Source organism: Streptomyces sp. NPDC044061 (genome assembly GCF_056434305.1).
On sequence record NZ_JBWKFL010000005.1, the window covers coordinates 402331 to 423373 of the forward strand.

General features: G+C 72.3%; 15 protein-coding genes. 6 read left to right on the forward strand and 9 right to left on the reverse strand.

The annotated features are described in order from the left end of the window. Window positions 1-93: 93 nt before the first annotated feature. Both AC07CM_RS11195 and AC07CM_RS11200 read right to left on the reverse strand, forming a co-directional pair. Entirely contained in the window at window positions 94-771 is a 678-nt protein-coding gene (locus AC07CM_RS11195) for an AIM24 family protein (protein WP_478876078.1), read from the reverse strand. Window positions 772-889: 118 nt separating this feature from the next. Beyond that, entirely contained in the window at window positions 890-2116 is a 1227-nt protein-coding gene (locus tag AC07CM_RS11200; protein ID WP_478876079.1) for a serine hydrolase domain-containing protein, read from the reverse strand. Window positions 2117-2428: 312 nt separating this feature from the next. Here AC07CM_RS11200 and AC07CM_RS11205 point away from each other — a divergent pair, with 312 nt between their 5' ends. The 5 genes from AC07CM_RS11205 to AC07CM_RS11225 all read left to right on the forward strand — a co-directional run bounded on the left by AC07CM_RS11205 (window position 2429) and on the right by AC07CM_RS11225 (window position 10977). Next, a complete protein-coding gene (locus AC07CM_RS11205; protein ID WP_478876080.1) occupies window positions 2429-4210 on the forward strand; it encodes a M4 family metallopeptidase in 1782 nt (593 codons plus the stop codon). Window positions 4211-4375: 165 nt separating this feature from the next. Then, entirely contained in the window at window positions 4376-5563 is a 1188-nt protein-coding gene (locus AC07CM_RS11210) for an ROK family protein (RefSeq protein WP_478876081.1), read from the forward strand. A gap of 39 nt (window positions 5564-5602) precedes the next feature. Continuing rightward, window positions 5603-7396 carry an alpha-galactosidase D gene (locus tag AC07CM_RS11215; RefSeq protein WP_478876082.1) on the forward strand — a complete coding sequence of 598 codons (1794 nt, stop codon included), beginning with the start codon at window positions 5603-5605 and terminating at the stop codon, window positions 7394-7396. 12 nt (window positions 7397-7408) lie between these two features. Continuing rightward, a complete protein-coding gene (locus AC07CM_RS11220) occupies window positions 7409-9760 on the forward strand; it encodes a glycosyl hydrolase family 95 catalytic domain-containing protein (protein ID WP_478876083.1) in 2352 nt (783 codons plus the stop codon). Continuing rightward, window positions 9757-10977 (forward strand): SGNH/GDSL hydrolase family protein, encoded by a 1221-nt coding sequence (locus AC07CM_RS11225; RefSeq protein WP_478876084.1) that lies wholly within the window; start codon window positions 9757-9759, stop codon window positions 10975-10977. The genes AC07CM_RS11220 and AC07CM_RS11225 overlap by 4 nt, the downstream gene beginning before the upstream one ends. Window positions 10978-10993: 16 nt before the next feature. On the opposite strand, the gene AC07CM_RS11230 is transcribed toward AC07CM_RS11225, so the two are convergent. The 5 genes from AC07CM_RS11230 to AC07CM_RS11250 all read right to left on the reverse strand — a co-directional run bounded on the left by AC07CM_RS11230 (window position 10994) and on the right by AC07CM_RS11250 (window position 17982). Next, window positions 10994-13957, reverse strand: coding sequence for a helix-turn-helix transcriptional regulator (locus AC07CM_RS11230; protein ID WP_478876085.1), 2964 nt, complete (start codon window positions 13955-13957; stop codon window positions 10994-10996). A 55-nt stretch (window positions 13958-14012) separates the two neighbouring features. Beyond that, window positions 14013-14363, reverse strand: coding sequence for a UBP-type zinc finger domain-containing protein (locus tag AC07CM_RS11235; protein ID WP_478876086.1), 351 nt, complete (start codon window positions 14361-14363; stop codon window positions 14013-14015). Beyond that, window positions 14360-15832: an ATP-binding protein gene (locus AC07CM_RS11240; protein ID WP_478876087.1), complete on the reverse strand. Its 1473-nt coding sequence runs from the start codon at window positions 15830-15832 to the stop codon at window positions 14360-14362. Before AC07CM_RS11240 ends, AC07CM_RS11235 begins: the two co-directional genes overlap by 4 nt. After that, complete coding sequence (locus AC07CM_RS11245; RefSeq protein ID WP_478876088.1) at window positions 15829-17505, reverse strand: NAD(P)/FAD-dependent oxidoreductase; 1677 nt, start codon at window positions 17503-17505, stop codon at window positions 15829-15831. Before AC07CM_RS11245 ends, AC07CM_RS11240 begins: the two co-directional genes overlap by 4 nt. Window positions 17506-17628: 123 nt before the next feature. After that, window positions 17629-17982: a VOC family protein gene (locus AC07CM_RS11250; RefSeq protein WP_478876089.1), complete on the reverse strand. Its 354-nt coding sequence runs from the start codon at window positions 17980-17982 to the stop codon at window positions 17629-17631. An 81-nt stretch (window positions 17983-18063) separates the two neighbouring features. Here AC07CM_RS11250 and AC07CM_RS11255 point away from each other — a divergent pair, with 81 nt between their 5' ends. Continuing rightward, window positions 18064-18930 (forward strand): universal stress protein, encoded by an 867-nt coding sequence (locus AC07CM_RS11255; RefSeq protein ID WP_478876090.1) that lies wholly within the window; start codon window positions 18064-18066, stop codon window positions 18928-18930. 55 nt (window positions 18931-18985) lie between these two features. Here AC07CM_RS11255 and AC07CM_RS11260 read toward each other — a convergent pair whose 3' ends face one another. After that, window positions 18986-20221, reverse strand: coding sequence for a DUF4032 domain-containing protein (locus AC07CM_RS11260; protein ID WP_478876091.1), 1236 nt, complete (start codon window positions 20219-20221; stop codon window positions 18986-18988). Between the two features lie 39 nt (window positions 20222-20260). Continuing rightward, window positions 20261-21010 (reverse strand): MBL fold metallo-hydrolase, encoded by a 750-nt coding sequence (locus AC07CM_RS11265; RefSeq protein WP_478876092.1) that lies wholly within the window; start codon window positions 21008-21010, stop codon window positions 20261-20263. Window positions 21011-21043 lie beyond the last annotated feature (33 nt).

The following is a 21043-nucleotide window of genomic DNA, read 5'->3' on the forward strand; positions in this document are numbered from 1 at the left end:
GGCCCGGGGGGCCGGGGCTTGGTCTGTTGTCGGTCAAGACGCCGGTACGGCAAGGGGGGTTGCCTGTGAGGCGCAGATCACCTCATGGGCTCGTCAGTGCTGCTGCGCCTTCTGGGGCGTCGCCTCGCTCGGCCGCACCACGACGAACCCCTCGCCCTGCAGCATCAGCTGGACGGCCTCACCGGAACCGCCGCGCAGCATCGAGCCGATCGACTGGGAGCGGTGCAGGGACGTCTGCAGGTGCGCGGTCCAGCCGACCACCGCGTCCGTGTCGACGTACACCGGTTGCTGCGCCGAGACCGGTATGACCAGCGGGTTGCCCTCGCAGGCCAGACCGAGCCGGCCGTGCCCGCTGAACACGCTGTTGAACAGGCCGCCGCCGGCGATGCCGGAGCCCTTCACGGTCTTGATCTCGTACGACAACGAGGCGTCGAAGCACAGCACGTTGCGGCCGTTGACGGTGAACCGGTCGCCCGGCTCCACCTCGACGATGAAGCAGTTCTGCGCCTCGTGCGCGAACCACACCTCGCCCTGTCCGCGCACCGCCATCAGGGGCAGTCCCTCACCGGTGACCGCACGCTTGAGCATGCCGCCCACGCCCTGGCCCTTGCGCTCGAACTGGAGGCCGCCGCGGTAGGCGATCATCGCGCCCTGGCGGGCGTACATCTCGCCGCTCACCGCGTACTTGATGCACTTGGCGTTCTCGACGGACATGCCGGGCTCGACGGCCGGCTGCACCATGTGCTGACTGGAAAAGAGATCACCCTTCATGCGGGGCATCGTGTCCCGGACGATGTTGTTCCGCCAAGATCACGGAACGTGCCCGTTCGGCCACCGGGCGGCCGGCCCCCACCCGCCCGCGCCCGGTCACCAAGCCCTGCTCGAAGCCCTACTCCTTCATGTCCCGCATGTACCGCATGTACCGCATGTTCCGCTCCACGACCGCCGAGCCGCGCGGTGCCTTCGCCTGCTTGCCGCAGAAGGCGGACTCCAGCGCCCCCGCCAGCGTGTCCAGCACCTTGCCGTTGTTGGAGGTGTTGGCGACGGCGGTGACGCTGCGCCTGCCGTCCTTCGTGGCGAACGCGTACGTGTAGTACCCCTGCACCGCGCCCGTGTGCCCGTACACCGACACTCCGCACGACAGGTCGCGCCGCCGGAGCCCCAGCCCGTACGAGGTGGAGCTGGTGACCGGGGTGAACCACTCCATCTCCGCGAGCCGCTCGGCGGACAGCAGCTTCCCGCCGAGCAGCGCCGAGTAGAAGGTGTTCAGATCCCGCGCGCTGGAGATGATGGCACCCGCGCTCTGCGCCCAGGACACCGTCTGGTCGGTCGCGTCGACCAGTTCCGCACCGGCCGTGTCCGGGGTGAGGTAGCCGCGGGTGTACCGGCCCGGGATCCTGGTGTCGGGGTGGACGTAGAAGGTGTCGCGCAGCTTCAGCGGTTCGAGGATGCGCTTCTCGTACGCGGTCCTCACCGGCTGCCCGGTGAGCTTCTCGATGAGCAGGCCCGCGACGACGAAGTTCGTGTTGGAGTAGGAGTAGGCGGCACCGGGCGCGTTGGTGCGCGGCTTCTTCAGGGAGAGCTGGACCAGCTGCTGGTAGGTGAAGACCTTGTCGCGCACCGCCTCGAAGCCGGCCACGCTGTCGGCGAACAGGTCGTTGCTGTAGTCGTACAGGCCGCTGCGGTGGCTCAGCACGTGCCGGACCGTGATGCGGTCGTCCGGCAGCAGCTTGGGCAGATAGCGGTTGACCGGGGCGTCCAGGTCCAGCAGGTGCTCGTCGGCCAGTTGCAGCAGGACCACGGCCGAGAAGGACTTGGTGACGCTGCCGATGCGGAAGCGGTCGTCGGCGCTGATGCCCCGCCCGGTACCGCGGTCGGCGACACCCCGGCTCAGCCGGTACGTGCTGCCGTTGTCGTCGACCTCGGCCAGCGCGCCGGGCGCGCCCTGCGCCACCGCCGTGCGCAGCACCCCGTCCAGGCCGGTGGTGTCGGGAGCGGGAAGCGCCGTCGAGGCACGGGCGTCCGCCTCGGTGCTCGCGGCCCGCGCCGGGGCCGCGAGCAGCGACAGCACGACCGCTCCGAGTACCGCACCCCTGCTCACCGTTGCTGAGACCATCCGGCTCCCACTCCCGTCCATGTGGATTTTGATGCGACATCGGTCACATTCCGGCCTGGGAACCTAGGCGATGTGGGCAACGTCTCCACAGCCGACACACAGTTGGTCCACTCGCGATCACTCTGCGGCAGGCATATGTAAAGGATTCCTCTAGAAATCCGCGAAATGGATCATTCCGGCTTTACGTGCGCATGACTGATCCGTAAGGGTTGCTCCTCGAGGCCCGACCAGCCTCCGTGTCGCCCAACGGCGCCATGTCTCAAGGCAGTTGGTTGTTCTCGGCTGCCTTCGAACGAAGGAACTCTGATCAGATTGCGTAGACCGCACATACGCAGCGTGGCGGTCGCCGTCGCGGTGACCACGGCTGCCACGGGCCTGGCCGGTACGGCCTTCGCGGGCCCCTCCACGGGGGTGGAGCGCTCCGCGGCGTCCGCCGCCTCGACTGCCACGGCGGTGGTGGAGGCAGCGCGCACCGCGGCCTTCGCCCACACCGCGGCGACGGGCGTCTCCAAGGGCGACGAACTCCACGCCCAGGACGTGCTGATCGACCCCGAGGGCGCGCGTCACGTCCGCTTCGTCCGCACGCACGAGGGCCTGCCGGTGCTCGGCGGCGACCTCGTCGTCCACCTGAACCGGCAGCTGGCCTACACGGGCGTCACCCGCGCGGCCGGCCACTCCGTCAAGCCCACCACGGCCGACGCCAAGCTGACCGCCGGTCAGGCCGCGGCCAAGGCCGCCCAGGTCGCCAAGGGCGACGCGGGCAGCGCCGAGCTGGTGGTCGACGCCCGCAGCGGCGCCTCCGCCCTCGCCTACCAGGTGACGGTCACGGACAAGGGCAGCGCCAGCACCGTCGTCATCGACGCCGTCACCGGCAAGGTGCGCAGCAACACGCCCACCGCCGACGAGTTCCTGTCCCCGAAGCTGATCGACACGCTGCGCAAGAGCGGCGAGACGATCGACCCGGCCACCGGAACCGCTTCAGCCGACGCCGGGCTGCTCGGCTCGGGCGTCTCCGGCGCGACCCACTACCCGGCCACCGCGCACGGCACCGGCAAGACCCTCTTCGTGGGCAACGTCGGCCTGACCACCACGGCGACCTCGCGCGGCCACTACCAGCTCAAGGACCCGAGCCGGTACGGCACCGAGACGCGGGACGCCAAGGGCAAGTACACGGAGAGCTTCGGCGCCGGGACGAAGTTCACCAACACCACCAACGTGTGGGGCAACGGCAAGACCACCAGCCGTGCCAGCGCCGCCGCCGACGCCCAGTACGGCGTCACCAAGACGCTGGACTTCTACAAGAACACCTTCAACCGCAAGGGCATCGCCAACAACAGCAAGGCCGCCCGCGCGATGGTCCACTGGGGCAACAAGGTCGCCAACGCCTTCTGGGACCCGACCTGCAACTGCATGCTGTACGGCGACGGCGACGGCGACATGTTCAAGAAGCCGCTCGTCGTCCTCGACGTCACCGGTCACGAGCTGACCCACGGCGTGGTGGAGGCGACCGCCAAGCTGGAGCCGACCTTCGTCGACTCCGACGGCAACCAGTACGGCGAGCCCGGCTCGCTGAACGAGTCGCTCGCCGACATCTTCGGCTCCAACGTGGAGTTCTACGCCAAGAACACCAAGGACACCCCGGACTACCTGATCGGCGAGAAGCTGGGCCTGCAGCAGAAGTTCCTGCGCCGCCTGGACCACCCGTCGCTCGACAAGCTCGAGGGCACGATCGACTACTGGTCGCCGGACACCTACTACACCGAGGTGCACGCCGGTTCCGGTGTCTCCTCGCACGCCTACTACCTCCTCGCGGAGGGCAGCGGCAAGAAGACGATCGGCGGCGTGAACTACAACTCGCCGACCTTCAACGGTGCCACGGTCAAGGGCATCGGCCGCACCAAGGCCACCGCCATCTTCTACCGTGCGCTGACCCGCTACATGGTCTCCACGACCGACTTCCACGGCGCGCGCGTCGCGACGCTGAAGGCGGCCAAGGACCTGTACGGCGCGAGCAGCACCGAGTACAAGACGGTGGACAAGGCGTGGGCCGCGGTCAACGTCACCGCCGCCAACACGCCGGCCGCCCGTCACTGACGCACGGCAGCGCACACCGCACGACCGGATGCCCCGCCCCGCGCGGGGCATCCGCATGTCCGGCGGCGCCCCGCCCGAGAGGTGACCGCAGGCCGGCAACTGCCCCCGCATCAACCGTTGTTTCTTTCATTGACAGCGGAAAATAATGGCCATAGGTTCCCGGCCATGCGCTCGACCCCCGCCGCCGAGACGTTCCCGGCCCACACGCCGGCCGCCTCGCAGGTCTTCACGACGGTCCTGTCCCACGGCCCGCTGACCCGCCTGGAGGCGGGCCGCCGGGCGGGGCTGTCCCCGGCCGCCGTCACCAAGGCCGTCCGGCCCCTGCTGGAGGCCGGCTACCTGGTGGAGGCCGCCGACGAGGAGGCCCGCCCCGCCCTCGGCCGGCCCGCCGGCCTGGTCCGGGTCAACGGCGACCGGGCGCTGTTCATCGGCGTGAAGCTGACCGGCGACGAACTGATCGCGGTCCTCGCCGACCTGTGCTGCCGCATCCGCCTCTCCCGTCGCGCCCCCCTGCCGGACCGGGCGACCCCCAAGGTCCTCGCCGCGGTCGCGGACCTCGTCCACGAACTCCTCGCCCACGCCGCCGAGTCGGGAGCCCCAGTCCTCGGGGCCGGCATCGCCGTCTCCGGTGACGTCGACCGCGCCGAGGGCGTGGTGCGCTACTCGCCCTTCCTGGACTGGCGGGACGTACCGCTGGCGGAACTCGCCGGGACGACCAGCGGGCTGCCGGTCACCGTCGACAACGACGTGCGCGCGCTGACCGTCGCCGAGCAGTGGTTCGGCGCCGGAGCGGGCCTGAGCGACTTCGCCGTGGTGACCGTCGGTGCGGGCATCGGCTGCGGACTCGTGGTCCACGGACAGGTGGTCGCGGGCGCCCACGGCGTGGCGGGCGAGATCGGCCACGTCGTCGTCGACCCGGCCGGGCCGCCGTGCCACTGCGGCAACCGCGGCTGTGTGGAGGCGATCGCCGGGGACGCCGCGATCGTCGCCCGGGTCCGCGAAGTGACCGGCCGTCACATCACCGCCGGCGAGGAGGCGGTGGCCCTGGCCCACCAGGGCGTCCCCGGGGCCCGCGAGGTCTACGCGCGGGCCGGGGAGGCCATCGGCCGCGGCATCGCCACCGTGGCCAACCTGCTCGGTCCCGAGCGCGTGATCATCTCCGGCGAGGGCCTGGCCGCCCACGAGCTGTTCGCCGAGCAGATCCGGGAGTCGTTCACCGCGGCCGCCTTCGGCTCCGCCGCGCGGTGCGACGTACAGACCCGCCCGCTTCCCTTCGAGGAGTGGGCACGCGGCGCCGCCGCCACCGCGATCCAGTCCTTCATCACCTCGACTCCCAGCAGGGGGAGGGGCTGAGCGGCCCCGACCCGAACCCACCCCCAGGAGGTACGGCCCATGCGGTCACCCTCGTACTCCGTCCTGCCCGCACGCGGGCTCAGAGCCGCCGTCGTGCTGGCCCTCACCGCGGGCCTCGCCGCCACCGCCCCGCCCGCCGGGGCCGCGACCACCGTGGCCGACAAGCCCTACATGGGCTGGTCGAGTTGGAGCATGCAGTCCTCCAGGTACCCGGGCCTCAACCCGGACGGCGACTACAGCTACCTCACCGAGGCCAACGTCCTGAAGCAGACCGACGCCCTCGCCGCCCGACTGAAGCCCTACGGCTACGAGTACGTCAACATCGACGCCGGATGGTGGCGGGACACGTCCTGGAAACCCGGGTTCGACGCCTACGCGCGCCAGCAGGCCGACCCGGTCCGCTTCCCGCACGGCATGAAGGCGGTCGCCGACCACATCCACGCCAAGGGACTCAAGGCCGGCATCTACCTGCCGGTCGGCCTGGAGAAGGAGGCCTACGGCGACGGCAAGGTGCCCATCCGGCACGCCGACGGCTGCACCACCGCCGACATCGTCTACGGCGACCTGCGCACCACCAACGGCTGGGACAGTGCCTACAAACTCGACTTCGGCAGGCCGTGCACCCAGAAGTACGTCGATTCGCAGGCCCAGTCGCTCGCTTCCTGGGGCTACGACTTCCTCAAGCTCGACGGCGTCGGCCCCGGCTCCTTCAAGAGCGGCGACAACTACGACAACGTTGCCGACGTGGCCGCCTGGCAGCGGGCCATAGCCGCCACCGGCCGCCAGATCCACCTGGAGATCTCCTGGTCCCTGGACATCGGGCACGCCGCCGACTGGAAGAAGTACTCCAACGGCTGGCGCGTCGACACCGACGTCGAGTGCTACTGCAACACCCTCGTCAGCTGGGAGAACTCCGTCGACGACCGTTTCGACGACACACCCGGCTGGACGAGGCACGCCGGCCCCGGCGGCTGGAACGACCTCGACTCCCTCGACGTCGGCAATGGGGCCATGGACGGCCTGACCAAGGCCGAACGGCAGAGCTACGCCACCCTGTGGGCCGTCGCCAAGTCCCCGCTCTACACCGGCGACGACCTGACGAAGCTGGATGACTACGGGTTGGGGCTCCTCACCAACCGGGAGGTCATCGCCGTCGACCGGAACGGCGCAGCGCCCGCCCGGCCGGTCACCCCCTCCGACCCGCAGCAGGTCTGGGCCGCGAAGAATCCCGGCGGCACCTACACCGTCGCCCTGTTCAACCTCGCCGACGCCCCCGCCGCCGTCACCGCCGACTGGTCGTCCCTCGGCTTCACCGGCGGGGCGAGCGTCCGCGACCTGTGGAACCACGAGAACCTCGGCTCCCACAAGAACGGGATCACCGAAGCGCTGCCCGCCCACGGCTCCCGCCTGTTCACCGTCACTCCGCACGGCAGCGCCCTGCACACCACCGGCTACGAGGCCGAGGCCACGGGCAACACACTCGGCGGCAACGCGTCCGTCGCCGACTGCTCCGCCTGCTCCGGCGGCAAGAAGGTCGGCAACCTCTACCTCGGCGGCAAGCTCCGCTTCGACGACATCGTCGTCGACAGGCCCGGCACCTACCTGATCAAGGTCGCCTACGTCAGCGGTGACGCCCGCTCGGTGAACGTCTCGGCCAACACCTCCGCCGCCACCCGCCACAAGTTCCCCTCGACCGGTGACTGGGGGAGCGTCGAGACGGTGAACGTGCCCGTGACCCTGAAGGAGGGCGCCAACACCCTCTCCTTCGACAGCGGTTCGGACTACGCGCCGGACATCGACCGCGTCGACGTCCCCACCTCACCGCGCCAGTGACCGGAGCCCGCCATGGAGAACCCGCCCCGCAGACGCGACTTCCTCGCCCTCGCCGCGGCGACCGGAGCCCTCGCCGCACTGCCCGCCTTCACCGCCACCGCCGCACCCCGGCGGCCTGACACGACTCCCGCACCCGACCCCCGCCACCAGCTGTGGTGGCAGGCACCCGCGGACGAGCACTCACTGATCCAACAGGGCCTCCCCGTCGGCAACGGCCGCCTCGGCGCCCTCGCCACCAACGACCCCGGCCGGGAACTGCTGCTCCTCACCGACGCCACGATGTGGACCGGCGGCCTCAACGACACCCTCGACTCGGACGGCCAGTTCCCCTACGGCCGCGCCGACTTCGGCTCGCTCACCCTCCTCGCCCGCCTCACCGTCGACATCCCCGACCACGACCTGTCCGCCGTCGCCGGCTACCGCCGCACCCTCGACCTCGCCCAGGGCGTCGTGACGACGTCGTACGTCCGCTCCGGAGTGACCTACGACAGGCAGCTCTTCGCGAGCCGCCCCGACGACGTGATCGTCCTGCACTTCACGCAGCGGGGCGGCGGCCGCTACACGGGCACCGTGACCCTCGAGGGCACGCACGGCGAGAAGACCTCCGGCGCCACGTCCTTCGCCGGCTCCTTCGCCAACGGACTGCGGTACGCGGCCGCGGTCACCGCCCACGGCAGCGGCGGCACCGTCCGCGTCGACGGCGGCCACGTCACCTTCACCGGCTGCACGGAGCTGACCGTGGTGGTCAGCGGCGGCACCACCTACGCGCCCGACGCCTCCACCCACTATCTGAACCCCTCCCTCGACCCCGAGGCGCTGGCCCGCGCCAAGGTCCGCGACGCCGCCGGGCACCCGGCGGACACGCTGCGGCGCACACACGTCGACGACCACCAGGCCCTGTACGGACGGTTCGACATCCGCCTCGGTACCTCGTCCGGCCGGCAGCGCGCCCAGGACACCTGGGAGCGGATCGGGGCACGCGCCCGGGACGGCGTCCCCGACCCCGAACTGGAGGCCGCCTACCTGCAGTTCGGCCGCTACCTGATGATCGCCGGCTCCCGGGGCAGCCTGCCGATGGGCCTGCAGGGCCTGTGGCTCGACGGCAACGACCCGGACTGGATGGGCGACTACCACACCGACATCAACATCCAGATGAACTACTGGATGGCCGACCGGGTGGGCCTGCCGTCCTGCTTCGACGCCCTCACCGACTACTGCGTGGCCCAGCTCCCCTCCTGGACCGACCTCACCAGAAGGCTCTTCGACGACCCCCGCAACCGCTATCGCAACTCCAGCGGGAAGAACGCCGGCTGGACGGTGGCCATCTCCACCAACCCCTATGGCGGAGGGGGCTGGTGGTGGCACCCGGCCGGCAACGCCTGGCTGTGCAACTCGCTCTGGGAGCACTACGAGTTCACGGCCTCGCGCGCCCACCTGAGAAAGATCTACCCCTTGCTGAAGGGCGCCTGCGAGTTCTGGGAGGCCCGGCTGATCACCCACACCCTGCCGGACACCGGCCGGGAGGTCCTCATCGCCGACAGCGACTGGTCACCGGAACAGGGCCCGCTCGACGCCAAGGGCATCACCTACGCCCAGGAACTCGTCCACGCCCTCTTCGGCAACTACCGCACCGCCGCCGCCGAGCTGGGCGGGGACGCCGACTACGCCCGTACCGTCGGCGTACTGCGCGAGCGCCTCTACCTCCCGGTCGTGAGCCCGAAGACGGGATGGCTGGAGGAGTGGATGTCCCCGGACAACCTCGGCGAGACCACCCACCGGCACCTGTCCCCGCTCGTCGGCCTCTTCCCCGGCGACCGCATCCGCCCCGACGACTCCACCCCCGCCGACATCGTCGCCGGAGCCACCGCCCTGCTCACCGCCCGCGGGACGGAGAGCTTCGGCTGGGCCAACGCCTGGCGCGCACTGTGCTGGGCCCGGCTGAAGAACCCCGGCAAGGCCTACCAGTTGATCGTCAACAACCTCCGCCCGTCGAGCGGCGGCAGCAACGGCACCGCCCCGAACCTCTTCGACATCTACCAGGTCGGGCAGGGCCGGGGCATCTTCCAGATCGACGCCAACCTCGGCACCCCGGCGGCCGTGGTGGAGATGCTGCTGTACTCACGCCCCGGCCACCTGGAACTCCTGCCCGCACTGCCGGACGCCTGGGCCGGCTCCGGCTCGCTCACCGGCGCCGGGGCACGCGGCGGATTCGTCGTCGACCTGAGCTGGCGGGACGGCAGACCCACCGAGGTGCGGATCCGCAGCGTCGGCGGGACCATGACCTCCGTGGGATACGCAGGCACGTCCCGGACGGTCCGCCTCGAACCCGGCGAGTCCGTCACGCTCAGGGACCTCACCCGGTGACCGGCCGGTTCCGGCGCGTCCGCCGGATCGCCGCCGTCCTGCTGATGGGCGTCGCCTGCCAGTCCGTACCCGCCCACGCGGCCGCCCCGCCTCCCGGGGCCACCACGCGGGCCTCCGGGGTGGTCACCTGGGCCGCGAGCGCCGACCGCCTGGGCGACGCCGGCGCCGACCGTGGCTACCGGCTCGTCGTGCACACCAGCGTCGGCGGCAGCGATCTGCGCATCCGCCTGTCCAACGCCTTCGGCGACCGCACGCTGACCCTGGACAGCGTCTACGCCGGCCGGCAGAGCGAGGGCGCCGCGCTCCGGCCGGGCAGCAACCGGCGGCTGACCTTCGGCGGGGCCCGCACGGTCACCGTCCCGGCCGGCGCCTTCGTCTGGAGCGACCCGCTGCCCGGAAAGGTCCCCGCCGCCGTCAACCTGGTCGTCAGCCTGCACACCCCGGACGCGGCCGGACCGGCCACCGGCCACGGGATGGCCCTGCAGACGTCGTACCTCGCCCTGGGCGACCACTCCGCCGAGGAAGAAGCCGCCAACTGGACGCACGCGAGCGGCTCCTGGTGGTACCTCGACGCCGTCTCCGTACGCCCGGAGAGCACCGCCACCGGAGCCGTGGTGGCGCTCGGCGACTCCATCACCGACGGCTGGCAGTCCACCACCGACCGCGACCGGCGCTGGCCCGACTATCTGGCCCGGCGCCTGAGCACCGCCGGGACCACGGTCAAGGGCGTGGCCAACGAGGGGATCTCCGGCAACAAGGTGCTCGCGGACGGCGCCGGGCAGAGCGCCCTCCACCGGCTGGACCGGGACGTCCTCTCCCAGCCCGGAGTGCGCACCGTCTTCCTCCTCGAGGGGGTGAACGACCTCAAGGCCCACACCGGCGTCACCGCGGCCGACCTGATCGCCGGATACCGGCAGATCGTCCAGCGGGCGCACGCCGCCGGGAAGTGCGTGGTCGCCGCGACCGTCGGACCGTTCAAGAGCTGGCCCGAATGGGACCCGGCCGCCGAAGCCGTACGCCAGGACGTCAACCGGTTCATCCGCACCAGCAGGGAGTTCGACGCGGTCACCGACTTCGACCGAATCCTGCGCAGCCCCTACGACCCCGAACGGGTCCTGCCCTTCCTCGACAACGGAGACCATCTGCACCCCAACGACAAGGGCATGCAGGCCCTCGCCGACGCCGTCGACCCGCACAGCCTCGACTGCGCTCGCTGACCGGGGGCCGGCCGGGTCAGCCGGACCCGGCCGGCTCCGGCGCGATCAGCCCCTGGCGGTAGGCGATCGCCACCGCCTCCGTACGGCTCGCGGCGCCCAGTTTCGCGAGGATGTTGGAGACATGCACGCTGGCCGTCTTGCCGGTGATGAACAGCTCCTCGCCGATCTGCCGGTTGCTGCGCCCGCGCGCGACCAGCCGCAGCACGTCCTGCTCCCGCGCGGTCAGCGGTGAGACGCCGTCCCCGCCGGACGGCGCGTCCGTCAGGCGTCCGCGGCGGGTCAGCGCGTCGATCCGCTCCAGCAACGGCACCGCGCCCAGCGCCGCCGCCGTCACCCGGGCCTCGCGCGCCTGCTCCGCCGCCTCCTCGCGCCGCTGCACGGCCAGCAGGACCTCGGCGTACCGCAGCCGGCACCGTGCCCGCTCGTAGGCGTCGCCGTACGCGAACGCGGCGACCGCTTTCTCCCAGGCCGCCGGGTCCGGCCCCGACACCGCCGAGACCCACTCCGCCTCGGCACGCGCCAGCCACGCCTGTCCCTCAGGGCCCTGCCTGCGGCCCTCCTCGTCCCGCTCGGCCGAGGCACGCGCCTGTTCCACCAGCTCGTTCGCGGTGACCGCCCAGCGGCGCAGCTCCACTGCCGCCCCCTCCCGGCGCAGCTCGGCGGTGCGGTCGGCGACCGCCGCGAGGCAGAGCGCGGCGAGCCGGACCGCCACGTCGGGCCGCCGCCCCGAGTCGTCGCCGAGCGCCGTGAGCGCCGCCCGCATCCGCTCCACCGACGCCTGAGGGTCACCGCGCAGCGCGGCGGCGTCAGTGAGGACGATGCCGGCGACGAGCGTGCCCATCCAGTTGAACGGACCGTCCGTCAGGGCCCGGGCCCGTTCGGCGGCCCCCTTTTCGCCCCGCGCCACCGCCACGTACAGCGCGGGCCCCGCCGCGAAGGCGCCCGCTGCGGGCAGCACGGCCTCGGCGTCGGCCGCCGCGCGCAGACACTCGTCCCACCGGCCGAGCGTGTACAGCGTGAGCAGCTGGACGTACCGCATCTCCAGTGGATAGGGCGAGGACAGCAGCCCCGCCCGGCGGGCCCGCTCCAGGCCGTCGGCCAGCACGGCCAGACAGCCCTCGAGGTCGCCGGACTCGAAACGGCTCATGGCCTGGTTGAACAGCGCCCGCATCTCCACCGGCCCGTGGCCGGCGGACCGGGCCAGCTCACCCGCCCGCCGCAGCCGTTCCCGGCCCTCCGCGGAGCACCGGCCGCCGCCCTCGAGGACGGCCAGGGAGATCAGCAGGTCGGCCTGGGCGTCGGTCATGCCCAGCTGCTCCGCGGCGCGCAGGGCGCGGTGGGCGATGTTCCGGGCCGTCTCGTCCTCGCCGAGGTGGCGGGCCGCCATGACGTGGGTGGCCGCCGCCCACACCCAGGTCCGTGACGGCGGCTCGGCGGGTATCAGCCCCAGCGCCTCGCTGCTGTAGCGGAAGGCGGCCTGCAACCGGTCCACGGTGAGCAGGTTCCCGGCGAGCGTGTAGCGGATCCGGGCGGCGAGCGCGGAGTCGGCGTCCTGGCCGACCCCGGCGAGCGCGGCCCGGGTGAGGGAGACCGCCCGATGGGAGTCCCCGGCGTGTGCGGCCGCAGCGGAGGCGCGCAGCGTCAGCGTGACGGGGTCGACCTCCGCGTCGGAGGGCCGGGCCCCGGACGGCACCGAGGACCACAGGTCCAGGGCGGCCTCCAGGTGCCGCAGCTCCTCGGCCGGCGCGCCCAGCCGCTGGGCGTGGTCGGCGGCCTCCAGGGAGGCGGCCAGCGCCTCGGCCAGGTCGTGGCTCTCGCGGTAGTGGTGGGCGCGCTCGGCCGCGGTCTCCGCGATCCGCCCGCGGCCGGCCAGCAGCCGGGCGTAGGCGCCGTGCAGCCGGGACCGCTCGCCGGGCAGCAGGTCGGCGTAGACCGCCTCGCGGGTGAGGGCGTGCCGGAAGGTGTACGTGCCGCCGTCCCCGGGGACGAGCAGCTGCCGTCCGACGGCTTCGCGCAGGGCCGACTCCAGCTCGTCCTCGGGCAGTCCCGCGGCCTCGCGCAGCAGATCGTGCCCGACCCGGCGCCCCGCCACCGCGGCCGTCCGCAGCACCCGCTGGGCCGTCTCGGACAACTGCTCGACCCGGATCAGCAGCAGGTCGGCCAGCCCGCTGGGCACCCCGTCGGCGTCCGCGCCGGCCGCCGCGACGAGCTCCTCCGCGTAGAAGGCGTTGCCCTCGGCGCGGGCGACGATGCCGCGCACGGTGGACTCGGGCAGCGGGCGCCCCCGCAGGGCCCGTACCAGCCGGGTGACCTCGGCGTCGGGCAGGGGCCGCAGCTCCAGGCGTTCGACGGCCGGCAGCCGCACCAGCTCCGCGAGCAGCGGGCGCAGGGGATGGCGGCGGTGCAGGTCGTCGGCGCGGTAGGAGGCGAGGACGGCGAGCCGCCGGTCGGGGGCGCCGGGGCCCGGCCGGTGCAGCACGCCCCGGCTGAGCAGGAAGCGCAGCAGGTCGCGGGAGGACTGGTCGGCCCAGTGCAGGTCCTCCAGGACGAGCAGCAGCGGTGTGGCGGCGGCCAGGTCGGCGAACAGTCCCGCGACGCCCTCGAAGAGCCTGAGCCGCCCGCCCGGGTCCCGGGCCGGGTCCGCTCCCGCGCCGAGCAGCCGGTCGGCCGCCGGGTGCGCGGCCAGCACGGCCGCGTAGCGCTCGTCGGCGGCGAGCGTCCCGAGGATCTCGGTGAACGGCAGATAGGGCAGGCCGACGTCACCGAGGTCCACGCAGTGGCCGGTGAGCACGGTCGTGCCGGCCCGAGCGGCCTGCCCGGCCATCTCGTCCAGCAGCCGTGTCTTGCCGACTCCCGCGTCCCCGGCGAGCAGCACCGCTCTCGCCTCACCGCCGCGGGCACGCTCCAGTACGCCCGTGAGCCGGGCCAGTTCCTCGTCCCGGCCGATCAGCGGCGGTGTGATGAAGGCGGTGTGCGACACGGCCCCATCCTGACACGCGGCACCGACAACGCCCGCGTGCGTGACCGGGGCCGCTTCAGCGCAGCGTCTCGGCCCAGTTCGCCGGCACCCGTCCGGCCGGACCCGGCGTCGGCTGGTCGGCGGGATGGCTGGCGGGCGGCGCGAGTTCGGGACCGGAGGTGTACACCTCGTTCGTGTCGTAGTTCCAGAACCAGTCCTCGCCCGGCTCGAAGCTGCGGATCACCGGGTGACCGGTGGCCCGGTAGTGCGCGGTGGCGTGCTTGGCGGGGGAGTCGTCGCAGCAGCCGATGTGCCCGCAACTCGCGCAGCGGCGCAGGTGGAACCACCAGCCTCCGGCCTCGTCGCACTCCACGCAGCCGGTGCCGCTCGGCGGCGTACCGGGGTCGATCGCTGCCTCGTCGCTCATGCTGCCTCCTCGGGGGTCGGGACGGACGCCTCGTCGGGGATCTCGTTGGTCAGCGGCAGCAGCACCTGGAACCGGGTGTCGCCGGGCACCGACTCGACCTGCAGGGTGCCGTGGTGCTTGTTGACGACGATCCGCCAGGAGATGTCCAGGCCGAGACCGGTGCCCTGGCCGACCGGCTTGGTGGTGAAGAACGGATCGAAGATGCGGCTCCTGATCTCCGGCGGGACCCCGGGCCCGGTGTCCCGGAACTCGACCAGCACCCGCTCGTGGTCCAGCGCGGTCCGCACGGTCAACGTGCCTTCACCGTCCACGCTGTTCATGGCGCACACCGCGTTGTCGATGAGGTTGGTCCACACCTGGTTCAGCTCCGCCGGGTAGCCGGGGACCTGCGGGAGCGTGCGGTCGTACTCCTTGACGACATGGATGCGCGGGCCGATCTTGCCGGAGAGCATCAGCAGCGTGCTGTCGAGGAGTTCGTGCACGTCCACGACCCGGTAGGGCGCCCGGTCCAGCTGCGAGTACTGCTTGGCCGCGTCGACGAGGTGCGAGATTCGGGTGGTGGAGTCCTCGATCTCGTTCATCAACAGCTCGGTCTCGACGGTGTAGTTGAGCCAGCCGACCGCACCGGGCAGGATCTCCTCGTCCACGGCCGCCGCGACCTGCTCCAGCCAGTCGACGTCGAGTCCGGCCTGCACGAAGGTGGGCGCCACCTGCCAGCCCTGGTCGATGCCGTGGTCCTCCAGCCAGTCGGTGAGCGTGTCCTCCCGGTCGGAGGCCTCCAGCGGGCTGAGCGCCGGTGCCTTGGCGACCCGCTCGGCGGTGCGCTCCTGGATCTCGATCAGGCTCGCCAACGAGTCCCGGGAGAAGGGTCCTTCGGCGATGAAGGCGAGCTTGCGCCGCATCTTCGCGACCCGCTCCCGCAGGGTGGACGTGGCCCGGACGGCGGCCGCGGCGGGGTTGTTCAGCTCGTGCGTGAGACCGGCGGACAACGAGCCGAGCGCAAGCAGCCGCTCCCGCTGCCCGATGGCGGCCTGTGTGCTCTTCGAGCCGAAGAACAGGCCTTCCAGCAGGTGCACGGCCATCGGGAACCACTCGCTCATGACCTCGGCGAAGGTGTCCGCCGGGAGCACGAAGAACCGCGTCGGCTCCGTCACCCGCATCGAGTTGTTGTACACCTGGCGCACCCGGTCCCCGAGGTAGGCCTGCATGGCGCCCGCGTACACCCCGCGCTGCGAGCTGCGGATGACCTCCACGTCGTCGCCGCCGACGCGCCGCGAGAGCACGACCGTGCCCTCGATCATCACGAAGAAGCAGGTGGCCGGCTCACCCTCGGTGTACACCGGACCGGGCTGGAACAGCTCCACGCGGCCCTCGCTGCACAGCCGCCCGAGTTGCTCGGGCGCCAGCTTCTCGAAGAGGAACAGGGAGCCGATCTCCTTGGGGTTGCACGGCATCACCTGTCCGCTCATGACTGCTCCAGATACCGGTGGACGAGCATGACGGCCATGGCTCCCTCTCCGACGGCGGACGCGACGCGTTTGGCGGACTCGGCGCGCGCGTCGCCCGCGACGAACACACCGGGAATGCTGGTCTCCAGGTGGTACGGCGGCCGGTCCAGGTCCCAGCCCGCCGGCGGCCGCCCGTCGGCGGTCAGATCCGGTCCGGCGAGGATGAAGCCGCGCTCGTCGCGCAGCACCGTATCGCCCAGCCAGTCGGTGAGCGGGGCGGCGCCGATGAACACGAACATCCACTGGGCGTCGACCTGTTCGTTCTCCCCGGTCGCCACATGGCGCAGGGTCAGCCGCTCCAGCCGGTCGGAGCCGTGCGCGGCGTCGACCACCGTCTGACTGCGCACGGAGATGTTCGGCGCCTCGCCGATCTGCTGGATCAGGTAGTACGACATCGACGCCGACAGGTCGGGGCCGCGCACCAGCAGCGTCACCGACTTGGCGAACCGGGACAGGTACATCGCCGCCTGGCCCGCCGAGTTGGCGCCGCCGACGATGTACACGTCGTGCCCCTGGCAGGCGGACGCCTCGGTCAGCGCGGAGCCGTAGAACACCCCGCAGCCGGTCAGGTCGGTGCAGCCCTGGGCCTCCAGCTGCCGGTACTGCACGCCGGTCGCCAGGATGATGCTGTGCGCCGCGATCGCCGAGCCGTCCGCGAACCGTACGACCCGGGCCGCGCCGTTGATCTCCAGTCCCGTCACCTCGCGCGCGGTGAGCATCTCGGCGCCGAACTTGGCCGCCTGCCGCCGCGCCCGGTCGGTGAGCTGGGCGCCGGAGACGCCGTCGGGGAAGCCGAGGTAGTTCTCGATCCGGGAGCTCTGCCCGGCCTGCCCGCCGGTCGCCGACCGCTCCACGAGCACGGTCCTGAGCCCCTCCGAGGCCCCGTACACGGCGGCCCCGAGCCCGGCCGGTCCACCGCCGATCACGACGAGGTCGTAGAAGTCGGCCGTCGGCGTCGTGGCCAGGCCCACCCGCGCGGCCAGCTCGGGCGCCTCGGGCTCGACCAGCACCGCGCCGTCCGGGGTGATCACCAGCGGCAGCCGCTGCCCGTCCTGCCCGGCGGCGGTCAGCAGCCGCTGTCCCTCCGGCTCCTCCACCGAGTACCAGCGGTAGGGCACCTGGTTGCGGGCGAGGAACTCGCGCACGTCCGACGAGCGCGCCGACCACCGGTGCCCGACGACCTTGGTGCTGGGCACGGGCTTGTACGCGCTGCTGCGCCAGGCCTCCAGCAGATCGTCCAGTACCGGATAGAGCTTCTCCTCCGGCGGGTCCCACGGCTTGAGCAGATAGTGGTCGAGGTCGACGACGTTGATCGCGTCGATCGCCGCGTTGGTGTCCGCGTACGCCGTCAGCAGCACCCGGCGCGCCCCCGGGTACACGTCCAGGGCCTGTTCGAGGAAGTCGATGCCGTTCATCTGCGGCATCCGGTAGTCGGCGAGGATCACGGCCACCAGGTCGCCGCGCAGCTTCAGCTCGCGCAGCGCCTCCAGCGCGGACTCGCCGGACTCGGCGCGCACGATCCGGTACGACTCGCCGTAGCGCCGTCTGAGGTCACGGGCGACGGCTCGGGAGACTCCCGGGTCGTCGTCCACGGTCAGGATGACGGTCCGCGCTGCTTCGGCGGCCTGTGCCATGCCTCTCCCACCCCGAGCGGTCGGATCCACGGCACGGTGTCGCTGGGCCCACCGCACCGGTTCCCGCCCATCGTATGTTCGATCGCCCGGGTTCGCTCCGGTATACGGGCATGGACCGGTGGCTCAGCCGTGCGGCTGCGCGAGCACGCAGAACTCGTTGCCCTCGGGATCCGCAAGCGTCACCCACGGCTGCTCGCCCTGCCCGACGTCCGCGTGCCGGGCCCCGAGCGCCAGCAGCCGGGCGACCTCGGCAGCCTGGTCCGCGGGCCTGAAGTCGAGATGCAGCCGGTTCTTGATCGCCTTTTTCTCGGGTACGGGTACGAAGAGCAGCCCCGGCAGCCGGTCCGGAGCAGGCCGGATCTCGTACTCGTCGGAGGCGTCGTTGACCACCACCCACCCGAGCGCCTCGGCCCACCAGCCGCCCAGGGCAACCGGGTCGGCGGCGTCGATGATCACCTGCTCCCATTGCAAGGACATGACCGCAGCGTAGTGAAGACTGATCCCGTCGACGGGGGATCTCCGACGGGGACCGACGGGGAAGAACGAGGAGGCCCACGCATGGCACGCCCGATCACGGCAGGGGTGGACGGTGGCGAGGAGAGCCTGGCCGCGCTGGACTGGGCGGGCCGGGAGGCCGTACGCCGGGGGCTGCCCCTGCGCGTGGTGCACGTCTGGCGCTACGAGCAGACTCTCGCCACCGCCGACCGGGACACGCAGCACGGCTGGGTGGCCGAGGGAGTGCGGCGGGCCGTGCGCTCCGTCCGCGAACGTCATCCGGAGCTGGACGTGAGCGTGGACGTGCTGGAGGGTTCCGCCGCCGAGGCGCTGGCCGGCGCGGCGGCGGAGGCCGAGATGCTGGTGCTCGGCTCGCGGGGGCACGGCAGGCTGGTCGGGTTCCTGCTGGGCTCCGTCGGCCGGCACGTGATAGCCGAGGCGACCCGGCCCGTGGTGCTGGTGCGCGCCGGCGACCGGCCGGCGGCGGAAGCGGCCGGACGGGACGTGGTCGTCGGCCAGCACGGCGGCCCGGAGGACAGCGCGGCCGCGCTGCGGTTCGCGTTCGAGACGGCGGCCGCGCGGCGCGCCACCGTCCGGGCCGTACGGGCCTGGACCCTGCCGCCGGTCTTCGCCTACAGCCCCGGCTCGCTCAAGCTCCTGGACGAGGTCGGCGGTCTCGAACCGTACGAGAAGCAGGCCCTGGCGGAGGCGCTCCGGCCGTGGCGGGAGCGCTTCCCGCAGGTGCCCGTGGCCGAGCACGTCGAGATGGGCAGCGCGGGACAGGTGCTGCTGGAGGCGGCCGAACGGGCCCAGCTGATGGTCGTCGGGCGGCGAGCGCACCGTACGGCCGTGGGCGCCCGGATCGGGTCGGTCGCGCACGGTGTGCTGCACCACGTCGAGTGCCCGGTGGCCGTGGTCCCGCACGAGTGACCCGAGGGTGCCGTGCGGCACCGGGCCGGCGACGCGGGGCCGCGCGGCACCCCCGCTACTCGAGGGCCGTCGGCTCCAGGGTCGTGCGGGCCTTGGGCAGGACCTTCTCGACGTAGTCCTCGACGGCGGTGCCGAGGCCTATGTCGTGCTGGGCGTGCTCGGACAGGTACCAGCGGTGCTCGAGGAGTTCGTGGTAGATCTCGGCCGGGTCCATGGAGCCGCGCAGCTCCGGCGGGACCGCCCGCACCGTGGGCCGGAACACGTCCCGCACCCAGCGGTGTGCGAGCACCTCGGGGCGGGCGGCGAGGGGGTCGCCGGGCGCGTGGTCGTCCTGGGTGGCCATCCAGCTCTCCAGGTCGTTGAGCAGCCGCCGCGCCTGGTTCTCCTCGGTGTCGAGGCCGGTCAGCCGCAGCAGTTGGCGGTGGTGGTGGCCGGCGTCCACGACCTTGGGCACGAAGGTGACCGTGTCCCCGTTGGTGGAGTGCTCGATCTGCATCTCGGCCACGTCGAAGCCGAGTTCGTTGAGGCGGCGGATCCGGCGCTCGATGTAGTGGTACTTGCCCGCCGGGTACACCGAGGTGCGGGTCAGCTCCTGCCACAGGCCGCCGTAGCGGGTGCAGATCTCGTGCCCGAACTCGATGGGGTCGACCGAGGGGTGCAGCGCCCCGGACGCCTCCAGGTCCAGCAGCTCGCCGCTGATGTTCACCCTGGCGAGGTCGAGGTCGTACTCCCGCTGCCCGGGGCTGAGCCGGGGGTGCAGGTCGCCGGTCTCGGCGTCCACCAGGTAGGCGGCGTAGGCGCCCGCGTCCCGCCGGAACAGGGTGTTGGACAGCGAGCAGTCGCCCCAGGCGAACCCCGCCAGGTGCAGCCGCACCAGCAGCACCGCGAGGGCGTCCATCAGACGGTGCATGGTCGCCGGGCGCATGGTCGTCTCGAACATCGAGCGGTACGGCATCGAGCCGCGCAGATGCCGGGTGACCAGCACCGGCTCCAGCGGGGCGCCCGAGCGGTCGGTGCGGCCGGTGACGACGGCGAGCGGATCGACCGCGGGGATGCCCAGCCGGTCCAGGTCGCGCAGCAGTCCGTACTCGCGCAGTGCGGGCCGCTCGGCCAGCTCCTTGACGGCGATCACCTCGGCACCGGCGTGCGCGTAGCGCACGACGTGCCGGGAGATGCCGCGGGGGAGCGGCACGAGGTACTCCTCGGGCCACTCCTCCAGGGGCACGTCCCAGGGCAGTTCGAGCAGGAGAGCGGGGTGCTCCGGGTTCGTGGCACTGATCTGCAAGGCCATGGGGCGAACCTTAGATCCCCCGAGGGCCTGTCCGGCAGTTCACCGGAGCGCGCGTTCCACGGCCCGCTCGGCGGCCGCCCGTACCGAGCCCCGGTGGACCGGGCCGTGTCCGGGCAGCAGGGTGTCGCCGTCGAGTGCCGCGATCAGCTCCAGCGAGGCCAGCGCCCGCGCGCGGTCGTGCTGGAAGAAGCCGGGCACGAGTTGCGGGCCCTCGGCCCGGGAGACCGGATGGCCGCTGATCAGGGCGTCGCCGGAGAGGACGACCCCCGCGCCGGGCAGGTGATAGGCGCAGTGGCCGTCCGTGTGGCCCGGGGTGTGCACGGGCACGGGCCGGCCGGGCAGGTCGAGCGGGCCCTCGTTCGGGAACGGCTCCGGCGCGAGGACGGGATGGTGACCGGTGCCGCCCACGCGCAGCACGTGCGCCGCCCAGGGCAGGACACCCGGCCGCCAGGCGTTTCGCACCACGTCTCCGACAGTGGCCTGCTGGAGGAACTCCCGCCGCGCGTGCGGGACTTCCGCGGGGTGCAGCTGGACCGGGATGCCGTGGGCGCGGCGCAGGTGTTCGGCCGAGCCGATGTGGTCGTTGTGCGCGTGGGTGATCAGTACGGCGGTGACCGCCTCCGGTGAACCGCCCACCGCGGTGAGGGATTCGAGTAGGCCCCGGCGGTCCCCGGGATACCCGGTGTCCACCAGCGTGACGGCGTCGCCGTCCCTGAGGATCACCCAGTTGGTGTGGTGGCCGTGCACCAGGTAGGTGCCGTCGGCGATTTGGCGTATGTCTGCCCGCATGGTCTCCCCGAGCCGCTGGTCGTCGCCGGACAG

Bases quoted from the DNA above. Each gene is read 5' to 3' on its own strand.
- AC07CM_RS11195 (WP_478876078.1), bottom strand. From the start codon at position 771: ATGAAGGGTGATCTCTTTTCCAGTCAGCACATGGTGCAGCCGGCCGTC.
- AC07CM_RS11200 (WP_478876079.1), bottom strand. From the start codon at position 2,116: ATGGTCTCAGCAACGGTGAGCAGGGGTGCGGTACTCGGAGCGGTCGTG.
- AC07CM_RS11210 (WP_478876081.1), top strand. From the start codon at position 4,376: ATGCGCTCGACCCCCGCCGCCGAGACGTTCCCGGCCCACACGCCGGCC.
- AC07CM_RS11215 (WP_478876082.1), top strand. From the start codon at position 5,603: ATGCGGTCACCCTCGTACTCCGTCCTGCCCGCACGCGGGCTCAGAGCC.
- AC07CM_RS11220 (WP_478876083.1), top strand. From the start codon at position 7,409: ATGGAGAACCCGCCCCGCAGACGCGACTTCCTCGCCCTCGCCGCGGCG.
- AC07CM_RS11235 (WP_478876086.1), bottom strand. From the start codon at position 14,363: ATGAGCGACGAGGCAGCGATCGACCCCGGTACGCCGCCGAGCGGCACC.
- AC07CM_RS11240 (WP_478876087.1), bottom strand. From the start codon at position 15,832: ATGAGCGGACAGGTGATGCCGTGCAACCCCAAGGAGATCGGCTCCCTG.
- AC07CM_RS11245 (WP_478876088.1), bottom strand. From the start codon at position 17,505: ATGGCACAGGCCGCCGAAGCAGCGCGGACCGTCATCCTGACCGTGGAC.
- AC07CM_RS11250 (WP_478876089.1), bottom strand. From the start codon at position 17,982: ATGTCCTTGCAATGGGAGCAGGTGATCATCGACGCCGCCGACCCGGTT.
- AC07CM_RS11255 (WP_478876090.1), top strand. From the start codon at position 18,064: ATGGCACGCCCGATCACGGCAGGGGTGGACGGTGGCGAGGAGAGCCTG.
- AC07CM_RS11260 (WP_478876091.1), bottom strand. From the start codon at position 20,221: ATGGCCTTGCAGATCAGTGCCACGAACCCGGAGCACCCCGCTCTCCTG.
- AC07CM_RS11265 (WP_478876092.1), bottom strand. From the start codon at position 21,010: ATGCGGGCAGACATACGCCAAATCGCCGACGGCACCTACCTGGTGCAC.